Source organism: Citrobacter sp. Cf125 (assembly GCF_030333935.1).
Classification (GTDB): domain Bacteria; phylum Pseudomonadota; class Gammaproteobacteria; order Enterobacterales; family Enterobacteriaceae; genus Citrobacter; species Citrobacter freundii.
This window is the reverse complement of record NZ_JAOWEY010000016.1, coordinates 100,628-119,191: the sequence shown is the minus strand read 5'-3', so window position 1 is coordinate 119,191 and position 18,564 is coordinate 100,628. Positions and strand designations below refer to the sequence as shown.

Annotated in this window: 18 protein-coding genes; 10 read left to right on the top strand and 8 right to left on the bottom strand. The window is 51.8% G+C overall.

Annotation, left to right across the window (positions count from 1 at the left end; translation table 11 throughout):
• Positions 1-63: 63 nt before the first annotated feature.
• Genes ugpA through ugpQ form a run of 4 tightly spaced genes read left to right on the top strand, consistent with a single transcriptional unit; the run spans position 64 to position 3,606 of the window.
• The gene (ugpA, locus tag OGV89_RS01715) at positions 64-951 is read left to right on the top strand and encodes a sn-glycerol-3-phosphate ABC transporter permease UgpA (protein WP_003837841.1); all 888 of its coding nucleotides are present in this window, start codon (positions 64-66) and stop codon (positions 949-951) included.
• Positions 948-1,793: a sn-glycerol-3-phosphate ABC transporter permease UgpE gene (gene ugpE / locus OGV89_RS01710; RefSeq protein ID WP_003837843.1), complete on the top strand. Its 846-nt coding sequence runs from the start codon at positions 948-950 to the stop codon at positions 1,791-1,793. The genes ugpA and ugpE overlap by 4 nt, the downstream gene beginning before the upstream one ends.
• Positions 1,794-1,795: 2 nt before the next feature.
• Entirely contained in the window at positions 1,796-2,866 is a 1,071-nt protein-coding gene (locus OGV89_RS01705) for a sn-glycerol-3-phosphate import ATP-binding protein UgpC (protein ID WP_286558058.1), read from the top strand.
• Positions 2,863-3,606, top strand: coding sequence for a glycerophosphodiester phosphodiesterase (gene ugpQ, locus OGV89_RS01700; RefSeq protein ID WP_003837846.1), 744 nt, complete (start codon positions 2,863-2,865; stop codon positions 3,604-3,606). The genes OGV89_RS01705 and ugpQ overlap by 4 nt, the downstream gene beginning before the upstream one ends.
• Here ugpQ and OGV89_RS01695 read toward each other — a convergent pair.
• Positions 3,603-4,043, bottom strand: a complete 441-nt coding sequence (locus OGV89_RS01695) for a DUF2756 family protein (RefSeq protein WP_003023456.1) — start codon at positions 4,041-4,043, stop codon at positions 3,603-3,605. The two genes, ugpQ and OGV89_RS01695, sit on opposite strands and share 4 nt — an antisense overlap.
• Positions 4,044-4,161: 118 nt before the next feature.
• Between OGV89_RS01695 and ggt the strand changes: the two genes are divergently transcribed.
• Entirely contained in the window at positions 4,162-5,907 is a 1,746-nt protein-coding gene (ggt, locus tag OGV89_RS01690) for a gamma-glutamyltransferase (RefSeq protein WP_003023458.1), read from the top strand.
• Positions 5,908-5,951: 44 nt separating this feature from the next.
• On the opposite strand, the gene OGV89_RS01685 is transcribed toward ggt, so the two are convergent.
• The 6 genes from OGV89_RS01685 to yhhY form a co-directional block, all read right to left on the bottom strand.
• Entirely contained in the window at positions 5,952-6,986 is a 1,035-nt protein-coding gene (locus OGV89_RS01685; protein ID WP_003023461.1) for a phosphotriesterase family protein, read from the bottom strand.
• Positions 6,983-7,954 carry a DMT family transporter gene (locus OGV89_RS01680; RefSeq protein WP_003846189.1) on the bottom strand — a complete coding sequence of 324 codons (972 nt, stop codon included), beginning with the start codon at positions 7,952-7,954 and terminating at the stop codon, positions 6,983-6,985. The genes OGV89_RS01685 and OGV89_RS01680 overlap by 4 nt, the downstream gene beginning before the upstream one ends.
• A 53-nt stretch (positions 7,955-8,007) precedes the next feature.
• Complete coding sequence (locus OGV89_RS01675; RefSeq protein WP_286558056.1) at positions 8,008-8,769, bottom strand: glutamine amidotransferase; 762 nt, start codon at positions 8,767-8,769, stop codon at positions 8,008-8,010.
• Positions 8,770-8,784: 15 nt separating this feature from the next.
• A complete protein-coding gene (locus tag OGV89_RS01670) occupies positions 8,785-9,999 on the bottom strand; it encodes a PfkB family carbohydrate kinase (protein WP_134214922.1) in 1,215 nt (404 codons plus the stop codon).
• A gap of 322 nt (positions 10,000-10,321) precedes the next feature.
• Positions 10,322-11,206, bottom strand: coding sequence for a hypothetical protein (locus OGV89_RS01665; protein ID WP_032937247.1), 885 nt, complete (start codon positions 11,204-11,206; stop codon positions 10,322-10,324).
• A 46-nt stretch (positions 11,207-11,252) separates the two neighbouring features.
• Complete coding sequence (yhhY, locus tag OGV89_RS01660; RefSeq protein ID WP_003846192.1) at positions 11,253-11,741, bottom strand: N-acetyltransferase; 489 nt, start codon at positions 11,739-11,741, stop codon at positions 11,253-11,255.
• Between the two features lie 416 nt (positions 11,742-12,157).
• Between yhhY and OGV89_RS01655 the strand changes: the two genes are divergently transcribed.
• The 5 genes from OGV89_RS01655 (at position 12,158) to gntU (ending at position 17,151) form a co-directional block, all read left to right on the top strand.
• Positions 12,158-13,195 (top strand): oxidoreductase, encoded by a 1,038-nt coding sequence (locus OGV89_RS01655; protein ID WP_003846193.1) that lies wholly within the window; start codon positions 12,158-12,160, stop codon positions 13,193-13,195.
• A 123-nt stretch (positions 13,196-13,318) separates the two neighbouring features.
• Positions 13,319-14,014 (top strand): quercetin 2,3-dioxygenase, encoded by a 696-nt coding sequence (gene yhhW / locus OGV89_RS01650; RefSeq protein ID WP_003023472.1) that lies wholly within the window; start codon positions 13,319-13,321, stop codon positions 14,012-14,014.
• 129 nt (positions 14,015-14,143) lie between these two features.
• Positions 14,144-15,139 carry a gluconate operon transcriptional repressor GntR gene (gene gntR / locus OGV89_RS01645; RefSeq protein ID WP_003023473.1) on the top strand — a complete coding sequence of 332 codons (996 nt, stop codon included), beginning with the start codon at positions 14,144-14,146 and terminating at the stop codon, positions 15,137-15,139.
• Between the two features lie 141 nt (positions 15,140-15,280).
• The gene (gntK, locus tag OGV89_RS01640; protein WP_003023475.1) at positions 15,281-15,811 is read left to right on the top strand and encodes a gluconokinase; all 531 of its coding nucleotides are present in this window, start codon (positions 15,281-15,283) and stop codon (positions 15,809-15,811) included.
• Positions 15,811-17,151 (top strand): gluconate transporter, encoded by a 1,341-nt coding sequence (gene gntU, locus OGV89_RS01635; RefSeq protein ID WP_286558054.1) that lies wholly within the window; start codon positions 15,811-15,813, stop codon positions 17,149-17,151. Before gntK ends, gntU begins: the two co-directional genes overlap by 1 nt.
• Before the next feature lie 95 nt (positions 17,152-17,246).
• On the opposite strand, the gene OGV89_RS01630 is transcribed toward gntU, so the two are convergent.
• Positions 17,247-17,693 carry a lipoate--protein ligase family protein gene (locus tag OGV89_RS01630; RefSeq protein ID WP_003846194.1) on the bottom strand — a complete coding sequence of 149 codons (447 nt, stop codon included), beginning with the start codon at positions 17,691-17,693 and terminating at the stop codon, positions 17,247-17,249.
• Positions 17,694-18,564 lie beyond the last annotated feature (871 nt).

The following is an 18,564-nucleotide window of genomic DNA, read 5'->3' as shown; positions in this document are numbered from 1 at the left end:
TACAAATGCGCGTAGGCCGGATAAGCGTAGCGCCATCCGGCGCTGTTCAGGAATCAAACTTCCATGTCTTCATCTCGTCCGGTGTTCCGTTCGCGCTGGCTTCCCTATTTACTGGTGGCTCCGCAGCTGGTTATCACCGTTATTTTCTTTATCTGGCCTGCCGGTGAAGCGCTGTGGTACTCGCTACAATCCGTTGATCCGTTTGGTCTTTCCAGCCAGTTTGTCGGACTGGAAAACTTTGTCGCGCTGTTTCATGACCCGTACTACCTCGACTCATTCTGGACCACCATTAAGTTCAGTACGTTAGTCACGGTAAGCGGTCTGCTGGTGTCGTTATTTTTTGCGGCGTTGGTGAATTACGTGGTGCGCGGCAGCCGTTTTTACCAAACGCTGATGCTGTTGCCTTACGCCGTTGCGCCCGCCGTTGCCGCCGTATTGTGGATCTTCCTGTTTAACCCCGGGCGCGGGCTGATTACCCATTTTCTCGGTGAGTTTGGCTATGACTGGAACCATGCGCAAAACAGCGGTCAGGCAATGTTCCTGGTGGTGTTTGCGTCGGTCTGGAAGCAGATTAGTTACAACTTCCTGTTCTTCTTTGCCGCATTGCAGTCTATTCCTCGCTCGCTGATCGAAGCCGCCGCGATTGACGGTGCGGGGCCGGTTCGCCGCTTCTTTAAACTGGCGCTGCCGCTCATTGCCCCGGTGAGCTTCTTCCTGCTGGTGGTGAATCTGGTGTATGCCTTCTTTGACACCTTCCCGGTGATTGATGCTGCCACTGCAGGCGGGCCGGTACAGGCGACCACGACGCTGATTTATAAGATCTATCGCGAAGGTTTTGTCGGGCTGGATCTGGCTTCTTCCGCTGCACAATCGGTGGTGCTGATGTTCCTGGTCATTATTTTGACGGTGGTGCAGTTCCGCTATGTGGAAAGTAAGGTGCGTTACCAATGATTGAGAACCGTCGTGGGCTGACAATATTCAGCCATGCCATGTTGATTATGGGGATCATGGTGATCCTGTTTCCGTTGTACGTCGCGTTTGTCGCGGCGACGCTGGATAACAAAGCGGTGTTTGAGACGCCGATGACGCTGGTTCCCGGCTCGCAGCTGCTGGAAAACATGAAATACATCTGGGTCAACGGCGTGGGCGTCAACAGCGCGCCGTTCTGGCTGATGATGCTCAACAGTTTCATCATGGCGTTCAGCATTACGGTAGGGAAAATTACCGTATCTATGCTCTCCGCATTCGCCATCGTCTGGTTCCGCTTTCCGCTGCGCAACCTGTTCTTCTGGATGATTTTTATTACCCTGATGCTACCGGTTGAGGTGCGTATTTTCCCGACGGTAGAAGTGATCGCCAACCTGAAGATGCTCGACAGCTATGCGGGTCTGACGCTGCCGTTGATGGCATCTGCGACAGCGACTTTCCTGTTCCGTCAGTTCTTTATGACCCTGCCGGATGAACTGGTTGAGGCGGCGCGTATTGACGGCGCGTCACCAATGCGTTTTTTCCGCGATATCGTACTACCGTTGTCAAAAACCAATCTGGCGGCGCTATTCGTGATCACCTTTATCTACGGCTGGAACCAGTATCTGTGGCCGTTGTTAATTATTACCGACGTCAATTTGGGCACTGCGGTGGCGGGTATCAAAGGCATGATTGCCACCGGTGAAGGCACCACGCAGTGGAACCAGGTAATGGCCGCCATGCTGCTGACGCTCATCCCTCCGGTAATCATCGTGTTAGCCATGCAGCGCGCGTTTGTGCGTGGTTTAGTGGACAGTGAGAAATAAAAATGGCTGGTTTAAAACTACAGGCAGTAACCAAAAGCTGGGACGGTAAAACCCAGGTGATTAAACCGCTGACGCTGGACGTCGCGGACGGGGAATTTATTGTGATGGTTGGACCATCCGGTTGCGGTAAGTCTACGCTGCTGCGGATGGTGGCCGGGCTTGAACGGGTAAGCGGCGGCGATATCTGGATTGATAATAAACGCGTCACCGAGATGGAGCCGAAGGATCGCGGCATTGCGATGGTCTTTCAAAACTATGCTCTCTACCCGCATATGAGCGTGGAAGAAAACATGGCCTGGGGGCTGAAAATCCGCGGGATGGGCAAGGAACACATTGCTGAGCGGGTAAAAGAGGCGGCACGTATTCTCGAGCTGGGTGAGCTGCTCAAACGTCGTCCGCGCGAACTTTCCGGCGGCCAGCGCCAGCGCGTAGCGATGGGACGAGCGATTGTGCGTGACCCGGCGGTATTCCTGTTCGATGAGCCGCTTTCTAACCTTGATGCTAAGCTGCGCGTACAGATGCGTTTGGAGTTACAACATCTGCATCGCCGACTGAAAACCACCTCGCTGTACGTGACGCACGATCAGGTTGAAGCGATGACCCTCGCCCAACGGGTAATGGTAATGAACAAAGGTATTGCCGAGCAAATCGGCACCCCAGTTGAGGTGTATGAAAAACCCGCCAGCCGCTTTGTGGCGAGCTTTATCGGCAGCCCGGCGATGAATCTGCTCGATGGGCGCATCAGCGCTACGGGTACCCATTTTGAGTTGGAGGGCGGCATGACGTTGCCCATTGGCAGAAGCGCCAGGGAGTGTATTGGGCGTAACATGACGCTGGGTATCCGCCCGGAGCATATTGCGCTAAGCTCGCAGGCCGAAGGCGGCGTGCCGCTGGTCGTCGACACGCTGGAAATGCTGGGTGCGGATAATCTGGCACATGGACGTTGGGGTGAGCAAAAGCTGGTGGTGCGACTGGCGCATCAGCATCGCCCGACGGCAGGCAGTACGCTGTGGCTGCATCTGCCAGAACATCATCTGCATCTTTTTGATGGCGAAACAGGACAACGCATATGAATAACTGGCCTTACCCCCATATTGTCGCCCATCGCGGCGGCGGTAAGTTAGCCCCGGAAAACACCCTGGCGGCAATCGACATGGGGGCGCAATATGGGCATACCATGATTGAGTTTGACGCTAAATTGTCGAAAGACGGTGAGATCTTCTTACTGCATGACGACAACCTGGAACGCACCAGTAACGGCTGGGGCGTGGCTGGCGAATTGAACTGGCAGGATCTATTGCGCGTGGACGCCGGCGGCTGGTTTAGCGGTGAGTTTAAAGGCGAACCGTTGCCGCTGCTCTCGCAAGTTGCTGAGCGCTGTCGCCAGCACGGCATGATGGCAAATATTGAGATCAAACCCACCACCGGGACGGGGGCGCTCACCGGGAAGGTCGTGGCGCTGGCCGCACGTGAACTGTGGGCGGGAATGACGCCACCACTGTTGTCATCCTTTGAAATTGATGCGCTAGAAGCGGCGCAGCAGGCGGTGCCTGAACTGCCGAGAGGTTTGCTGCTGGATGAATGGCGCGAGGACTGGCGTGAGCTGACCACGCGGCTTGGCTGCGTCTCTATTCATCTTAATCATAAGCTGCTGGATGAGGCGCGCGTGGATGCGCTGCGCGATGCTGGGCTACGTATTCTGGTTTATACCGTCAACCGACCCCAGCGCGCGGCAGAACTGCTGCGCTGGGGCGTAGACAGCATCTGTACCGATGCCATTGATACCATTGGTCCGGATTTCCAGCCCAGTTAAGGCCCAATCGTTTTTAACGGAACGTTAGGTTGCGGCGTGCTGGAGGGCTTCAGCATGTCGCCGTTCTTTTTCTCCGACAGCATATGTTGCTTATTCAGCGAGCTGTCCGGATTACGGGTTCCACTCAACATCCCTCCGTTGCTGTTAGGCAGCATTTGCTGCTGTCCAGGATTCAACTCGCCCGGCTGAGACTGCAGCACGCGCTGGGTGTTGGTGTTGATTTGGTTTTCCATATGCTGTTGCTGCATGCGCGTCTGCGTTTGCAACTGCTGGTTGAGCATCCCTTTCTGCTGAATCTGCTGTGATTGCATTTGGGTTTGCATACGCTGCTGACTCGGGATCTGATAACCGGGTTGATTCGGGTTATTCATGGTGTTGATGGGCTGTGCAAAGCCTGCAAACGGCAAGAGCATGGCTAAAAGTAAGAGTCGTTTCATCGCTTTTCTCCTCTCGGGGATCATTTAAGTTTACTCCTTTCTCGCCGTTACGATGATTATTTCAGAGTTATGCACCAGGCTTAGTGGGGGCCGACCCCCGTACATCTGGAGAATAACGATGATAAAACCGACGTTTTTACGCCGGGTAGCCATTGCTGCTCTGCTCTCAGGAAGTTGTTTTAGCGTGGCTGCCGCGCCGGCTGCGCCACCGCCGGTATCCTACGGTGTCGAGGAAGATGTGTTCCATCCCGTTCGCGCGCAACAGGGGATGGTGGCTTCCGTAGATGCTTTAGCCACCCAGGTTGGGGTGGATATTCTGAAACAGGGCGGGAATGCCGTTGATGCCGCTGTAGCCGTTGGTTACGCGCTGGCGGTGACGCATCCGCAGGCGGGCAATCTGGGCGGCGGCGGGTTTATGCTGCTGCGTACCAAAGACGGTAACACCACGGCGATCGATTTTCGTGAAATGGCTCCCGCTGGCGCGACCCGCGACATGTTCCTCGATGAACAGGGCAACGCCGATGCGAAAAAGTCGCTAACCTCACATCTGGCATCCGGTACGCCGGGTACCGTGGCGGGTTTCTCGCTGGCGCTGGAGAAATACGGCACGATGCCGCTGAACAAAGTCGTGCGCCCGGCAATGAAGCTGGCGGAAGAAGGCTTTGTGGTTAACGACGCACTGGCTGACGATCTGAAAACCTATGGCAGCGAAGTGCTCCCTAATCACGAGAACAGCAAAGCCATTTTCTGGAAAGACGGCGAGCCGCTGAAAAAGGGCGACAAGCTGGTGCAAACGAACCTGGCGAAAAGCCTGGAGATGATTGCCGAGAACGGTCCGGATGCGTTTTATAAAGGGGCAATTGCCGAACAGATAGCTGGGGAAATGCAGAAAAACGGCGGGTTGATGACCAAAGAGGATTTAGCCAGCTATAAAGCCGTGGAGCGTACGCCGATTAGCGGCGACTATCGCGGGTATCAGGTATTCTCCATGCCACCGCCGTCCTCTGGCGGTATTCACATCGTGCAGATCCTCAATATTCTCGAAAACTTCGATATGAAGAAGTACGGGTTTGGCAGCGCTGATGCCATGCAGGTAATGGCTGAAGCGGAGAAATATGCCTACGCCGACCGCTCGGAGTATCTGGGAGACCCGGATTTTGTGAAAGTACCGTGGCAGGCGCTGACCAATAAAGCCTATGCCAAATCGCTTGCCGATCAAATTGATATCAACAAGGCTAAGCCTTCCAGCCAGATCAAACCTGGCAAGCTCGCGCCGTATGAAAGCAATCAGACCACCCATTTCTCGGTGGTGGATAAAGACGGTAATGCCGTGGCGGTGACGTATACATTGAACACCACCTTCGGCACCGGGATTGTGGCGGGTAACACCGGCATTCTGCTTAATAACGAAATGGACGATTTCTCCGCCAAGCCGGGCGTGCCGAACGTTTATGGGCTGGTGGGTGGCGATGCTAACGCGGTTGGGCCGAAGAAGCGTCCGCTGTCATCAATGTCGCCGACTATCGTGGTAAAAGACGGGAAAACCTGGCTGGTTACCGGCAGCCCTGGCGGGAGCCGAATCATCACCACCGTGCTGCAAATGGTAGTCAACAGCATTGATTTTGGAATGAACGTCGCCGAAGCGACCAACGCGCCGCGCTTCCATCATCAGTGGTTGCCCGATGAACTGCGCGTTGAGAAAGGGTTTAGCCCGGACACCATTAAGCTGCTGGAGCAGAAAGGGCAGAAAGTCGCACTGAAGGAAGCGATGGGCAGCACGCAGAGCATTATGGTAGGACCGGATGGCGCACTGTATGGCGCATCTGACCCGCGTTCCGTGGATGATTTAACGGCGGGATACTGATTTTTGATTAATAGCCCGGTGTCAGGCACCGGGCGTTTTGTTGGCTATGCCGTGAGCAACCGCGCTGGGTTATCAATACAGAGCCTGCGTAGAGTATCGTTGTCTACTCCACGGGCGGCCAGATAGGCGAGGAAAACATTCGGGACAAATCCCCAACCGTTCCCCCCATTTTTTGCCCACATCTGTTTGAGAAAAACATCATGGCTTAAAACTATCTGATCGGCGTAACCCAATTCAATCAGATGTGCTACCGCATCTGCGGTTTCCTGAACGCCTGGGGCGATACCTTCTTTTGGGAAAGTGATGTCCAGGCCAATCATGTCAAATTCAAGCCATACGCCGCGATCGAGCATTTTTCGTTGATAGGCAACATCTTTTCCCGAAGGATCTGAATGCGCCAGCGAGACTTTTGCCGGAGAGACGTTCATCTCTTCAAGGACAATATCCAGCACCTCATCACCCAGCCGCAGCCACCCTGGCATATGGATATTCATCGCAGTATGAGGATTATTACGTTGTGCCAGAGAAGCCGCTCGCAGACTGTTGCGTTCCGCCTGCGTAAAAGCGGGTGATACGCCAATTTCACCTATCATGCCGGCGCGAATATCCGTCTCGCCTATCCCCTGATTCAGTTCCTTATCAATAAGTGAGGCTAACAACTCGACAGGTTTGTGGATCCTGGCACTTTCAAACTTCTCCAGATAAGGTCCTGATGAAGCTACGATGTTCAAACCGGTTTTTAATGCCACTTCTCGCAATGACAAGACATCTCGACCGATAGATTCAGAACCTGTCGCGTCGACAATCGTCCTGCCTCCCAGTGACATAAAGTTGTTGATTTCAAAGATGACATCATCAATTTCCTTTCTGTCCATGTTATCGGCGCAGCAGTAGGGATCATGTTTCAATCCCCACTGCAGATCAGCGCTGACCTTTTTCCCCACGAGTTGCTGTGAGAATTCATAATGCGGTTCGTCAACAACCGATGATAAATCGTTAAACAGATGCTCATGCGGTAGCGTCAGACCCATATCCGTGTGCGCCACTGGGCCTGTCACGGTTTGCAGGAAACCTTTCATCCTGACACCTCCATTTTTTGCGCCATTTTGGATGCTCTGTATTCGGGGATGGTGGTAACAATTGCGCCTATTAGCGCAAACAGCGTCCCAATGATCGTGACCAGATAGACCGTATTACCCAGTGACGGGATAAGTTCATCAATCAACACTGAGCCAAGCAATTGACCCGCGGTAGAAGCAACACCGAGCATCAACAGCCCTAAGCCTCTGACCAGAATCGCCATCAGCCCGATGGACAGCAGACCCAGCGGGCCACCGAGATACATCCACCATGTATCGGGTAACTGGACGGTGACATGACCTAATGCGACACGTATCGCCAGCGCAGCGCCCAGAACACAAAAGCCGACGATGAAGTTCCAGGTAATGGAAACCAGCATGGAGCCCGTTGCTTCAGCGACTTTGGCATTTCCTGCTGGCTGCCAGCCAGCAAGTAATCCTGCCAAAAATGGAAGGATAGCGAGCAGAATAAACGACGTTGAGTGCCACTGTGGCGATACGACAAAAACCGTGGCAATAACAGCGAATAATGCGCCAGTAACGCGCCATGGCGTGAAGTATTTCTTCTCATCCACACCGACACCAAAACGGTCGCACAGCAGGCCGGAAAGGAGCAGGGCGGAAATCAATGCGGTTTGAAAAGTGGCAACGCCCAACGCGCTGGCTGATGCGCCTTCAGAAAATACGACCATCGCCCCGCATAATCCGGCAAACCAATTCCATAGCGGGATTTTCCGCGTTTTTATCAGAGCAGGGATCGATGCGAATTGCTGGCGTGTTTCTTTGCGCGCAATAATAATAAAAAACATGACGACCAGACCACTGGCGAACGAGATTACTGCGCAAGCATTTCCATCCTGCAACCAGTGTCCCAATTGTCCATTAACGGCAGACTGCATAGGGGAAAGCATACCGGCTAAGATGGTGGCAAGCATCAGTAAGGGGGTTGAGTACTTATTCTTGTTCATACATCAATCCTTATATTTTATAAAAGGAGTAACTTTCGTTACTCCATTGTTTTTTATTTTCTGGCGATGAATTGAAGCGTGTTAACCCACAGGTCGGTATAAAACGGCCAGGACATAAATTGCTGTGTTCCCCAGTGCGGCGAACAGTCGCTCATGAAGCAGGCGGTTTTACCCTGTTGGTATTCACCGAACACTAACAGCGGGTCATTATTTATTGTTAAAACAACATCGGCATCTTCTCTGGCGACAACCTGGTTATATCCAAGAAATACCGGGTAGTCTGAGAATCCGTTAACGACAGGATGTTCAGGGGAAATAGCCTCAGCGTAGATACCTTCTGGTTTTTCTACCCGGTCATCGCCGTCAAGCATAATAACTGGCAAAACCTCGGCAAGAATGGTGTTCTTGTAATTAGCTTTTGCCTCAATACCCATAAATGACAGATAGCCGCCAATCATGAGCAGTCCACCACCATTTTTGACATACTCTTTAATTGATTCCAGAGCATTGGGCTTTATTTTTAGCTGATAGAACGTCTCGTTTTGCAACAGAAACGTATTGCTGCCGATATCGCTAATGACAATGACATCGTAACGGTTTAGCTCATCAACGCTTTCTGGAAATGCGATTTGCACGGTGTGAGCGGGCATGTAATCAACTTCTACTCCACCTTTCTTTAAGCATTCCAGTAACCATGTGGCACCCTCTTCATATTTACTGGAGGTAAAACTGTCATAGCCTTTTGAATGAATCATGTGAATATGCCAGGATTCTCCAATAAAGAGCACCTTTAGTTTTTTCTGTGTATTATTCATAGTCTGCTCCTTGATTTAGTGAGTCGAGATAGTTTGTTTGTAATGTGAACCCTGAATACGATGAAGAACGGAATCGTTCTCTGGCATATCAGAGGCATTGGGTGTTTCAACAGCAAGCGAGGCGAATGCACTGGCGTAGCACAATGCAGATGCCAGTGATTTTCCTTTAGCAAGGCCAGATGCGAGTGCACCATTGAAGGCATCACCCGCTCCTGCGGTATTTTTTACAACTGCCGGGAATGCCGGAGAATAGATGAATTGTGTTCCGTCATAAGCGAGGGAGCCTTTGCTCCCTAGGGTGATAATGGTATTTTTGACGCCTTTCTGATGAATAATCTTTGCCGCACTTTTTGCCGACTCAATATCATTGACGGACATGTTTGCCAACAGACCCGCTTCGGTTTCATTTGGCGTGATATAATCAATATTATCAATAATGGTATTGACCATTTCATTGTATGGTGCTGGATTTATAATGACAGGGATATCATTTTTCTGTGCGAGACGAATGGTTTGGTGAAGCGCTTCGTAATTTGTCTCCAGTTGTACGAGAACAATATCTGAATGAACGATGGCTTCTTTTTGTATGGTGATTTCATCAGGGGAAATTGTCATGTTAGCACCGGGGTAGATAGCGATGACGTTATCCCCGGTATCTCCATTCACCATAATAGTAGCTGTACCTGTTTGTGTTTCTTTGGTCTGATAGATAACGCTTTTATGGATTTTTGATGAGTTTATAAAATTAATGGCGTAATCACTGAAATGGTCTGACCCTACTTTAGTAATAAAATGCACATCAGAATCGGCATAGCTTGCAGCTAATGCCTGATTGCATCCTTTACCTCCGGGCGAAAAAATAAATTTATCGGCAAGTAATGATTCGCCTGTCGAGGGGAGCCTCGGTAGGTAACTGATAATATCAACATTGAACGAGCCAATAACACATACATTATTCTTCATGGCAGAGAGACCTTTTTTTATTTTCTGCGCTGATTCATATTTTTCCAGCACATAAGCAATTTCGTTTTTTGCAACGTTATCAAGAGAGTCAAGGGTAATAAATGCACCACCATGACAGCGAGTGAGATATCCCTGTCCGGCAAGTTCATTGAGATCTGAGCGAATAGTTTCCTTTGTTACCTTGAGACTTTTCGCCAGATTTGAAACTTTTACAACTCCCGAAATACTGATTTCTTTCAATATTCTATGATGGCGTTCAAATTTCATTTTTTACCTCACCGTGGTTAAGTTAGTCCCAGGGGAAGTATATTGTTGTGATTGTCACCATAAAGTGATGGCAGAAACCAAAAAAAAACAAAAATGTAATATTAATATTATTAAAGTTAAGATAAATAGCGATGAAGATAGTAAGTAAAATAACCCTATGATTCAGGCGGTTGTTACGCCTGAAGATGACGGCGGAGGCGATGGACTGCAATCAACAACTTTATGCCAGGATTGGATGGCAATTCCGCTTTTGCATGTAACGACGGGGAAATTAAGGATAATGACCTACAGCCTTCTGAACGTTGCAGGTCTTATTAGTTCCTTAAGGAACATACTGTTGCAGTGATTCAGACCAATGAAATATTTGGCTGCTTTTATCCTGCAGGTTCACGACCTCTAAATCATAAAATCCCTGCGTCTTTGCCGACCGCAATTTCAGGATGTACTTACTCTCGCTGATGTCGTGCTGCCTTGTGCCGTCTTTATTCCAGTCTCCGGCGATATCCGAATAGTAATAAACAAGGTCAGAAAACACGTTGATTATCTTGCTGTCTTTGATGGTGTAGAGTTCCAGCACTTCATAAAACGCTCCGCCGCCGGAGTAGGCATCGGAGTAGCCACCGCGCACTCCGAACGCCAGAGTATCGGGAGCGATCCGGTACGGTGCCAGATCCAATTTTGTATAATAAGCCAGCGGTCTGACGGACTCATCATCGCTCTCTTTCTCGGCAGCTTTATTCCACGCTGAGATCTGGTTTAATGGTTTTTCCGAGCGGGCAATCGGCTGCAGCTGTTGGTTCTGCCAGGAGAAAACGCCGAGATATAATTTATTGGCGCGTCCGTTGTTGTAGTTTTCCGGACAGGTGTTATCCGCGTACTTTTTTGCCTGCCCGGCATCGGCCTGATTGTCAGCAAAACAGGCAATGCCAATATATTTACCCTCTTTTCCCCAGGCTTTGGCGCCGGTGAGGATCAGATTATTAGGATTTTCGTTCGGCGCAACCCAGCCAATCCACTGGTTCTCTGATAATCCCTGTGGAAGTTCACCAAATCCTTTCGCAGGTGTTGCCCCTGCCATTTGCTCAGCAAAAATCTGTTTACCTTCAGTATGTTGAATAACGCCGGGTACGGCATCGAGATTTTGTACGGTAGTGGCAAAAGCTGGGGAGAGCGAGGCCAGTAAAACCAGGGGAACAAACTTTTTCACTATTGCGTCCTTTCAATAAGCAGGGCGATAAGACTCGCCCTTAAATTTATTTCACGCGTGCCATAAAATACGCATCCACGTACTCGCCGTTGCGCAGGCCGTATTTCTTACCTGTCCCTTCGATCTCAAAGCCATGCTTTTTATAGACCGCAACCGCAGGTTCGTTATCCACAAACACTGTTAACTCGATACGGTCGACGCGCAGCCAGTTGTCGCACATGTCGATCATCGTACGGAGAAGCGCGCTGGCAACGCCGCGATTCTGCCAGCGGGCATCAACGCAGATACCAAAATCGGCTACATGGCTGCGGCGGGGGCGCTGAGCAACGTCGATGCAGAGATGTCCGACGACGATATCATCAATGCACGCGACCAGTTGTTTGATTCCGACCCGTTCGGTTAGTCGCTCTTGCCACATCTCCATGGAAGGATGAGGAACCTGTAGCGTGTTGTGATACACCTCTGGCTGGGCATGGATCTGACGAATTGCGTCGTAATCTTTCGGTTCAGCGTGGCGTATCACTATCTCACTCATTCCTTATCTCCTTCAGGGTTAATTGAGTCTTTACCCTCGCTGAGAAAGAAAATTCCGTCAACTGCATTTTTTTGCAAAAAGAAGTAGACAAGTGCGAATGAGAATGATTATTATTGCTCTGCGTTCAGGGGAACCCCTACGGAGAACCTGAAAGCACGACATTGCTCACATTGCTTCCAGTATTACTTTAGCCAGCTTTTGCTGGCTTTTTTTTTGGGGTTTTGTTTCAGCCTGGCTTACTTGTCATTTTGTCCCTGGGATGATGCCGGATGGCGCTTGCGCTTATCCGGCCTACGGCTGAGACCTGGGTTTTGTAGGCCGGATAAGGCAACGCCGCATCCGGCAAAGAATCCAACATTCAGTCTCCAGCCGCTTTGCGCTATGGTGTAGACAATCACCTTCAAAAGGACTGTCTCATGACCTTACACTGCGCATTTATTGGTTTTGGTAAAAGTACCACTCGCTACCATTTGCCGTACGTCCTCAACCGTAAAAATAGCTGGCATGTCGCGCACATTTTCCGCCGTAACGCCAGGCCGGAAGAGCAGGCGCCGCAGTATTCACATATTCACTTCACCAGCGACCTCGACGAGATCTTAAACGATCCGCAGGTGAAGTTAGTGATCGTTTGTACCCATGCTGACAGCCATTTTGACTACGCCAAACGTGCGCTGGAGGCGGGTAAAAACGTGCTGGTTGAGAAACCGTTCACGCCGACGCTGGCAGAAGCAAAAGTGCTGTTCGAACTGGCGCAAAGCAAAGGGCTGATCGTTACGCCGTATCAGAATCGCCGTTTTGACTCCTGCTTTCTCACTGCTAAAAAAGCGATTGAGAGCGGCAAGCTCGGCGAAATTGTTGAGGTTGAAAGCCATTTCGATTACTACCGTCCCGTGGCGGAAACCAAACCGGGTCTGCCGCAGGACGGTGCGTTCTATGGGCTGGGTGTCCATACGATGGACCAAATTATCTCGCTGTTTGGTCGCCCCGACCATGTGGCCTATGACATCCGCAGCCTGCGTAATAAAGCGAACCCGGACGATACCTTTGAAGCGCAGCTGTTTTACGGCGACCTGAAAACCATTGTTAAAACCAGTCATTTGGTGAAAATCGACTATCCGAAGTTTATCGTCCATGGCACCAAAGGCTCGTTTGTGAAGTACGGCATCGACCAGCAGGAAACCAGTCTGAAGGCCAATATCATGCCGGGTGAGCCTGGTTTCGCTGCTGATGATTCCATCGGAATGCTGGAGTATGTCAACGATGACGGCATCACAGTAAAAGAAGAGGTGAAGCCGGAGGTGGGGGATTACGGTCGCGTCTATGATGCGTTGTACCAGACGCTGACCGCCGGTACGCCTAATTACGTCAAGGAATCTGAAGTTCTAACTAACCTGGAGATTCTCGAACGCGCCTTCGAACAGGCATCTCCGGCGACGATAACCCTCGCCAAATAGCCTGCACAGACTCCTCTGGGTTTATTCATATTTTTTGAACAGAGGAGTCAATTTTCACCCTCTATGATCCCAGGCGGATTGAGTCCACACTTACTCCATCGAAAACATCTGGGGGTGAACACAATGATCTATTTACGCAAAGCTAACGACCGCGGTCATGCGAATCATGGCTGGCTCGATTCCTGGCATACCTTCTCTTTTGCCAACTACTATGACCCGAACTTTATGGGGTTCTCGGCACTGCGCGTGATTAACGATGACGTGATTGACGCAGGCCAGGGCTTTGGCACTCACCCCCATAAAGACATGGAAATCCTGACCTACGTGCTGGAAGGTGCGGTGGAACATCAGGACAGCATGGGCAACAAAGAGCAGGTGCCGGCCGGAGAGTTTCAGATTATGAGCGCCGGGACGGGGATCCGTCACTCGGAGTACAACCCGAGTAATACTGAGAAGCTGCATCTGTATCAGATCTGGATCATGCCGCAGGAAAACGGTATTACGCCGCGCTATGAACAGCGCCGTTTCGATGCCGCTCAGGGTAAACAACTGGTGCTGTCGCCTGATGCCCGCGATGGCTCACTGAAAGTGTACCAGGATATGGAGCTGTACCGTTGGGCGCTGGTCAAAGATGAGCAGTCGGTACATCAGATTGCCGCTGAACGTCGCGTCTGGATCCAGGTCGTTAAAGGCAACGTCACCATTAACGGAACCAAAGCGACCACCAGCGACGGTCTGGCAATCTGGGATGAACAGGCAATTTCTATTCATGCCGACAGCGACAGCGAAGTGTTACTGTTTGATCTGCCGCCTGTCTAACGTGCTGTAACCTGATGTAGGCCGGATAAGACGCGAAAGCGTTGCCATCCGGCTTTTCATCGTTTGTCATTAATTCCGTGCGTCCGTGGTAAACTGGGGGAATCTATCCCTTTTTAACGCTTCAGGACGATGAAAAAGAAAAGACCCGTACTTCAGGATGTAGCCGACCGCGTGGGCGTGACCAAAATGACGGTCAGTCGCTTTTTGCGTAACCCGGAGCAGGTCTCCGTGGCGCTGCGGGGCAAAATTGCCGCTGCACTTGATGAGCTGGGTTATATTCCCAATCGCGCTCCTGATATCCTTTCTAACGCCACCAGTCGCGCTATCGGCGTGTTGTTACCGTCTCTCACTAACCAGGTTTTTGCTGAAGTGTTACGCGGCATTGAGGCCGTCACCGACGCCCATGGTTATCAAACTATGCTCGCGCACTACGGCTATAAGCCAGAGATGGAACAAGAGCGCCTGGAATCGATGCTGTCGTGGAATATCGATGGCCTGATCCTCACCGAACGTAGCCATACGCCTCGTACGCTGAAAATGATTGAGGTCGCCGGTATCCCGGTGGTTGAGCTGATGGACAGCCAGTCCCCGTGCCTGGATATCGCCGTCGGTTTCGACAACTTTGAAGCCGCGCGCCAGATGACTGCCGCTATCATCGCCCGCGGGCACCGTCATGTTGCCTATCTTGGCGCACGTCTTGATGAACGTACTATCATCAAACAGAGGGGCTACGAGCAGGCAATGCGCGATGCCAACCTGGTGCCGTACAGCGTGATGGTGGAACAGTCTTCTTCCTACTCCTCCGGTATTGAACTCATCCGTCAGGCGCGGCGCGAATACCCGCAGCTCGACGGCATTTTCTGTACCAACGATGACCTGGCGGTAGGGGCGGCCTTCGAATGCCAGCGTTTAGGGCTAAAAATCCCGGATGACATGGCGATTGCCGGATTCCACGGTCACGACATCGGACAGGTGATGGAGCCGCGTCTGGCGAGCGTGCTCACGCCGCGTGAACGCATGGGCAGCATTGGTGCTGAACGCCTGCTGGCGCGCATCCGTGGTGAAGCAGTCACACCTAAAATGTTAGATTTAGGTTTCACCTTGTCACCGGGCGGATCTATTTAAGCCAACAAGTTTGAAGTAGCTCACACTTATACACTTCGAGCACGAATGGATATTGCTTCTCTATTTATCCGGCTGGACAATGTTACCGATAACAGTTACCCGTAACAATTTCCAGATTCTTGTACCAGTGGGGGCAACGCTTTGAGCACGACTAATCATGATCACCACGTTTACGTTCTGATGGGCGTATCGGGCAGCGGTAAATCTGCTGTCGCCAGCGAAGTGGCGCATCAACTGCAGGCCGCGTTTCTTGATGGCGATTTTCTCCATCCGCGCAGCAACATCATGAAAATGGCTTCCGGTGAGCCACTCAACGATGATGACCGTAAACCGTGGTTACAGGCGCTGAATGACGCCGCCTTTGCGATGCAGCGTACCAACAAGGTTTCGCTGATCGTCTGTTCCGCTCTGAAAAAAGTCTATCGCGACCAGCTGCGCGACGGTAACCCGAACCTCTCTTTCATCTATCTGAAAGGGGATTTTGACGTTATCGAAAGTCGTCTAAAAGCGCGTAAAGGCCACTTCTTCAAAACGCAGATGCTGGTGACCCAGTTTGAAGCGCTGGAAGAACCAGGTGCGAATGAAAACGATGTACTGGTGGTCGATATCGATCAACCACTGGACGGTGTGGTCGCCAGCACCATTGAGGTTATTAACCAGGGCAGTAAGTAGTGAGTACATTAACGCTTGTTTTAACAGCAGTAGGGTCCGTTTTATTACTGCTGTTTTTAGTGATGAAGGCGCGTATGCACGCCTTCCTTGCTTTGATGGTGGTGTCTATTGGTGCAGGTCTCTTTTCCGGTATGCCGCTCGATAAAATCGCCGCGACTATGGAAAAAGGGATGGGAGGCACGCTCGGTTTCCTGGCGATTGTTGTGGCGTTGGGAGCGATGTTTGGCAAGATTTTGCATGAGACCGGCGCAGTCGATCAAATTGCCGTCAAAATGCTGAAATCCTTCGGCCACAGCCGCGCACATTACGCGATTGGCCTGGCCGGGCTTATCTGTGCGCTACCGCTGTTCTTTGAGGTGGCGATTGTGCTGCTGATCAGCGTGGCGTTCTCGATGGCGCGTCACACCGGTACCAACCTGGTTAAATTAGTCATTCCGTTATTTGCAGGCGTAGCGGCGGCTGCGGCGTTTTTACTGCCGGGGCCAGCGCCGATGTTGCTGGCTTCGCAGATGCACGCTGACTTTGGCTGGATGATCCTGATTGGCCTGTGTGCCGCGATTCCGGGCATGATTATCGCCGGGCCGCTGTGGGGTAATTTCATCAGCCGTTACGTTGAGCTGAACATTCCTGATGACATTACCGAGCCGCATCTGGGCGAAGGTAAAATGCCGTCCTTCGGCTTTAGCTTGTCGCTGATCCTGCTGCCGCTGGTATTGGTTGGTCTGAAAACCATCGCCGCGCGCTTTGTGCCGGTTGGTTCTTCAACTTACGAATGGTTTGAGTTTATCGGCCACCCGTTTACCGCGATTCTGGTTGCCTGTCTGGTGGCGATTTACGGTCTGGCGATTCGCCAGGGTATGCCAAAAGACAAAGTGATGGAGATCTGCGGTCATGCGCTGCAACCGGCGGGGATTATCCTGCTGGTGATTGGTGCAGGTGGCGTGTTTAAACAAGTGCTGGTTGATTCCGGCGTCGGTCCGGCGCTGGGCGAAACGTTAACCGGAATGGGTCTGCCGATTGCCATTACCTGCTTCGTGCTGGCGGCAGCGGTGCGTATCATTCAGGGTTCCGCGACCGTGGCGTGCTTAACGGCGGTCGGTCTGGTGATGCCGGTGATTGAACAGCTAAACTTCTCCGGCGCACAGATGGCGGCACTGTCTATTTGTATCGCAGGCGGCTCGATCGTGGTCAGCCACGTTAACGACGCCGGTTTCTGGTTGTTCGGTAAATTTACCGGCGCAACGGAAGCACAAACGTTGAAGACCTGGACGATGATGGAAACCATCCTCGGTACGGTCGGCGCGATTGTCGGTATGATTGCTTTCCAGCTGTTGAGCTGAGTCTTGTTGCCCGGTGGCGCTTGCGCTTACCGGGCCTGGAAACGAGCACACATCCGCATCGTAGGCCGGGTAAGCGCAAGCGCCACCCGGCTTTTTTACAGCACCATCACACCATCCTCTGTTTTCAACCAACGCGGCGCTTTCAGCGTGTCGGCGAAATACCCCACCAAATCCTGCAACAAATCACCCGCTACTCGCTCCATATCATCAGAAAGCGTTTTGCTCATCAGCAAATGCGTCAAAAGCTGGCAGTAACGCCCCATCTGGTCGGGCTCAGGCTCGAAAAGGGGAAAACGGGTCGGTAAGGTTTCTACCGTCAGGCTGGCCTGTAGATGCTGCGGTACAGGCTCCGTTAAGGTCGGTTGCAATAACGCGAGACAGGCCGACAGACGTGCACAAATCGCCAGTTTTTCAACCGGGTCATGGCATTCAACCAGTCCTTCGACAAAACGCTCGCAGTTATCCGCCAGTTCGGTGAAGTCCGTGGCATGGCTAAAGGGCAGGGTAAATAAAGAGTGTGAAAAGAGAGGGGTAGTCGCCATAGGGCAGCCTCCAGTATGTTTTATTTAAACCACCACCGGAGAGGCTAATCTCGCGGGTGGCAGAATCGAGCGGAGTTAGCCTTACCGGTCATACTGGATACCGGCGCGTCTTGCGACGCCCCCGCTCGACCCGCCATTGAGACGAAATCGGTCGCACGACATAGAAGTATATGTCGCCAGTATGATTTTCAGAAGGCTAATTCTGACACCTGATTTTGCAGGTGCAGCGAGAAGATAAGGCTAATTCACGATGCTGACAAGAGGGCATTCCGGAAGGCGCTTCGCAGAAATGAAAATACGTTATATCAGCGACTTAAAAGCATAAGGAATACCTGAAATTACAGCGCAATGCCGTTCAGTTAAGCATGTAGGGTGAACATGTGATTATTGCTCAGGTTTCCGTTCACCTCAGTGGTGTCATTTCTTTGAAGCGCTGATACCCGTGAACGTGCAAGGGAGGCTCACCGCCGCCTCCCTTGCAACCCAGGCTCCCGGCGGGAAAATCGTCGCTGCGCGAGTTATTCGTCTTATTCCGTCTGCCTGTCGGGTCGGGGCCGAGCCTGCGTCCCTGCAGGCCGTCCCCTTTGCCCGCATCCCTGCGGGCAGACCCGGTCAGCCGTCAACGCCTCATCGATTTTCAGCCGGACCGGTGTCATCGCTTCAACGCTCTGACTTCCAGTTAAATTTGTTTTGCTGTCCAAACCTGTTCAAATAAAAACGCAGATGGTCAGGTGTGGGCTGGTCCGGCTGAAAATTGCCGACGTGTTTCCGTAAGGCCGGGGGAGTCAGCATGGATGCTGGCTCAGGGCGCGTTTTACAGGGACGTTTCCTCGCGCCCGGCCCGGTAGCCTGGAGGAATAAGCGGAGGGTA

Coding starts and splice junctions, on each gene's coding strand:
- ugpA (WP_003837841.1), top strand. CDS start 64: ATGTCTTCATCTCGTCCGGTGTTCCGTTCGCGCTGGCTTCCCTATTTA.
- ugpE (WP_003837843.1), top strand. CDS start 948: ATGATTGAGAACCGTCGTGGGCTGACAATATTCAGCCATGCCATGTTG.
- OGV89_RS01705 (WP_286558058.1), top strand. CDS start 1,796: ATGGCTGGTTTAAAACTACAGGCAGTAACCAAAAGCTGGGACGGTAAA.
- ugpQ (WP_003837846.1), top strand. CDS start 2,863: ATGAATAACTGGCCTTACCCCCATATTGTCGCCCATCGCGGCGGCGGT.
- OGV89_RS01695 (WP_003023456.1), bottom strand. CDS start 4,043: ATGAAACGACTCTTACTTTTAGCCATGCTCTTGCCGTTTGCAGGCTTT.
- ggt (WP_003023458.1), top strand. CDS start 4,162: ATGATAAAACCGACGTTTTTACGCCGGGTAGCCATTGCTGCTCTGCTC.
- OGV89_RS01685 (WP_003023461.1), bottom strand. CDS start 6,986: ATGAAAGGTTTCCTGCAAACCGTGACAGGCCCAGTGGCGCACACGGAT.
- OGV89_RS01680 (WP_003846189.1), bottom strand. CDS start 7,954: ATGAACAAGAATAAGTACTCAACCCCCTTACTGATGCTTGCCACCATC.
- OGV89_RS01675 (WP_286558056.1), bottom strand. CDS start 8,769: ATGAATAATACACAGAAAAAACTAAAGGTGCTCTTTATTGGAGAATCC.
- OGV89_RS01670 (WP_134214922.1), bottom strand. CDS start 9,999: ATGAAATTTGAACGCCATCATAGAATATTGAAAGAAATCAGTATTTCG.
- yhhY (WP_003846192.1), bottom strand. CDS start 11,741: ATGAGTGAGATAGTGATACGCCACGCTGAACCGAAAGATTACGACGCA.
- OGV89_RS01655 (WP_003846193.1), top strand. CDS start 12,158: ATGACCTTACACTGCGCATTTATTGGTTTTGGTAAAAGTACCACTCGC.
- yhhW (WP_003023472.1), top strand. CDS start 13,319: ATGATCTATTTACGCAAAGCTAACGACCGCGGTCATGCGAATCATGGC.
- gntR (WP_003023473.1), top strand. CDS start 14,144: ATGAAAAAGAAAAGACCCGTACTTCAGGATGTAGCCGACCGCGTGGGC.
- OGV89_RS01630 (WP_003846194.1), bottom strand. CDS start 17,693: ATGGCGACTACCCCTCTCTTTTCACACTCTTTATTTACCCTGCCCTTT.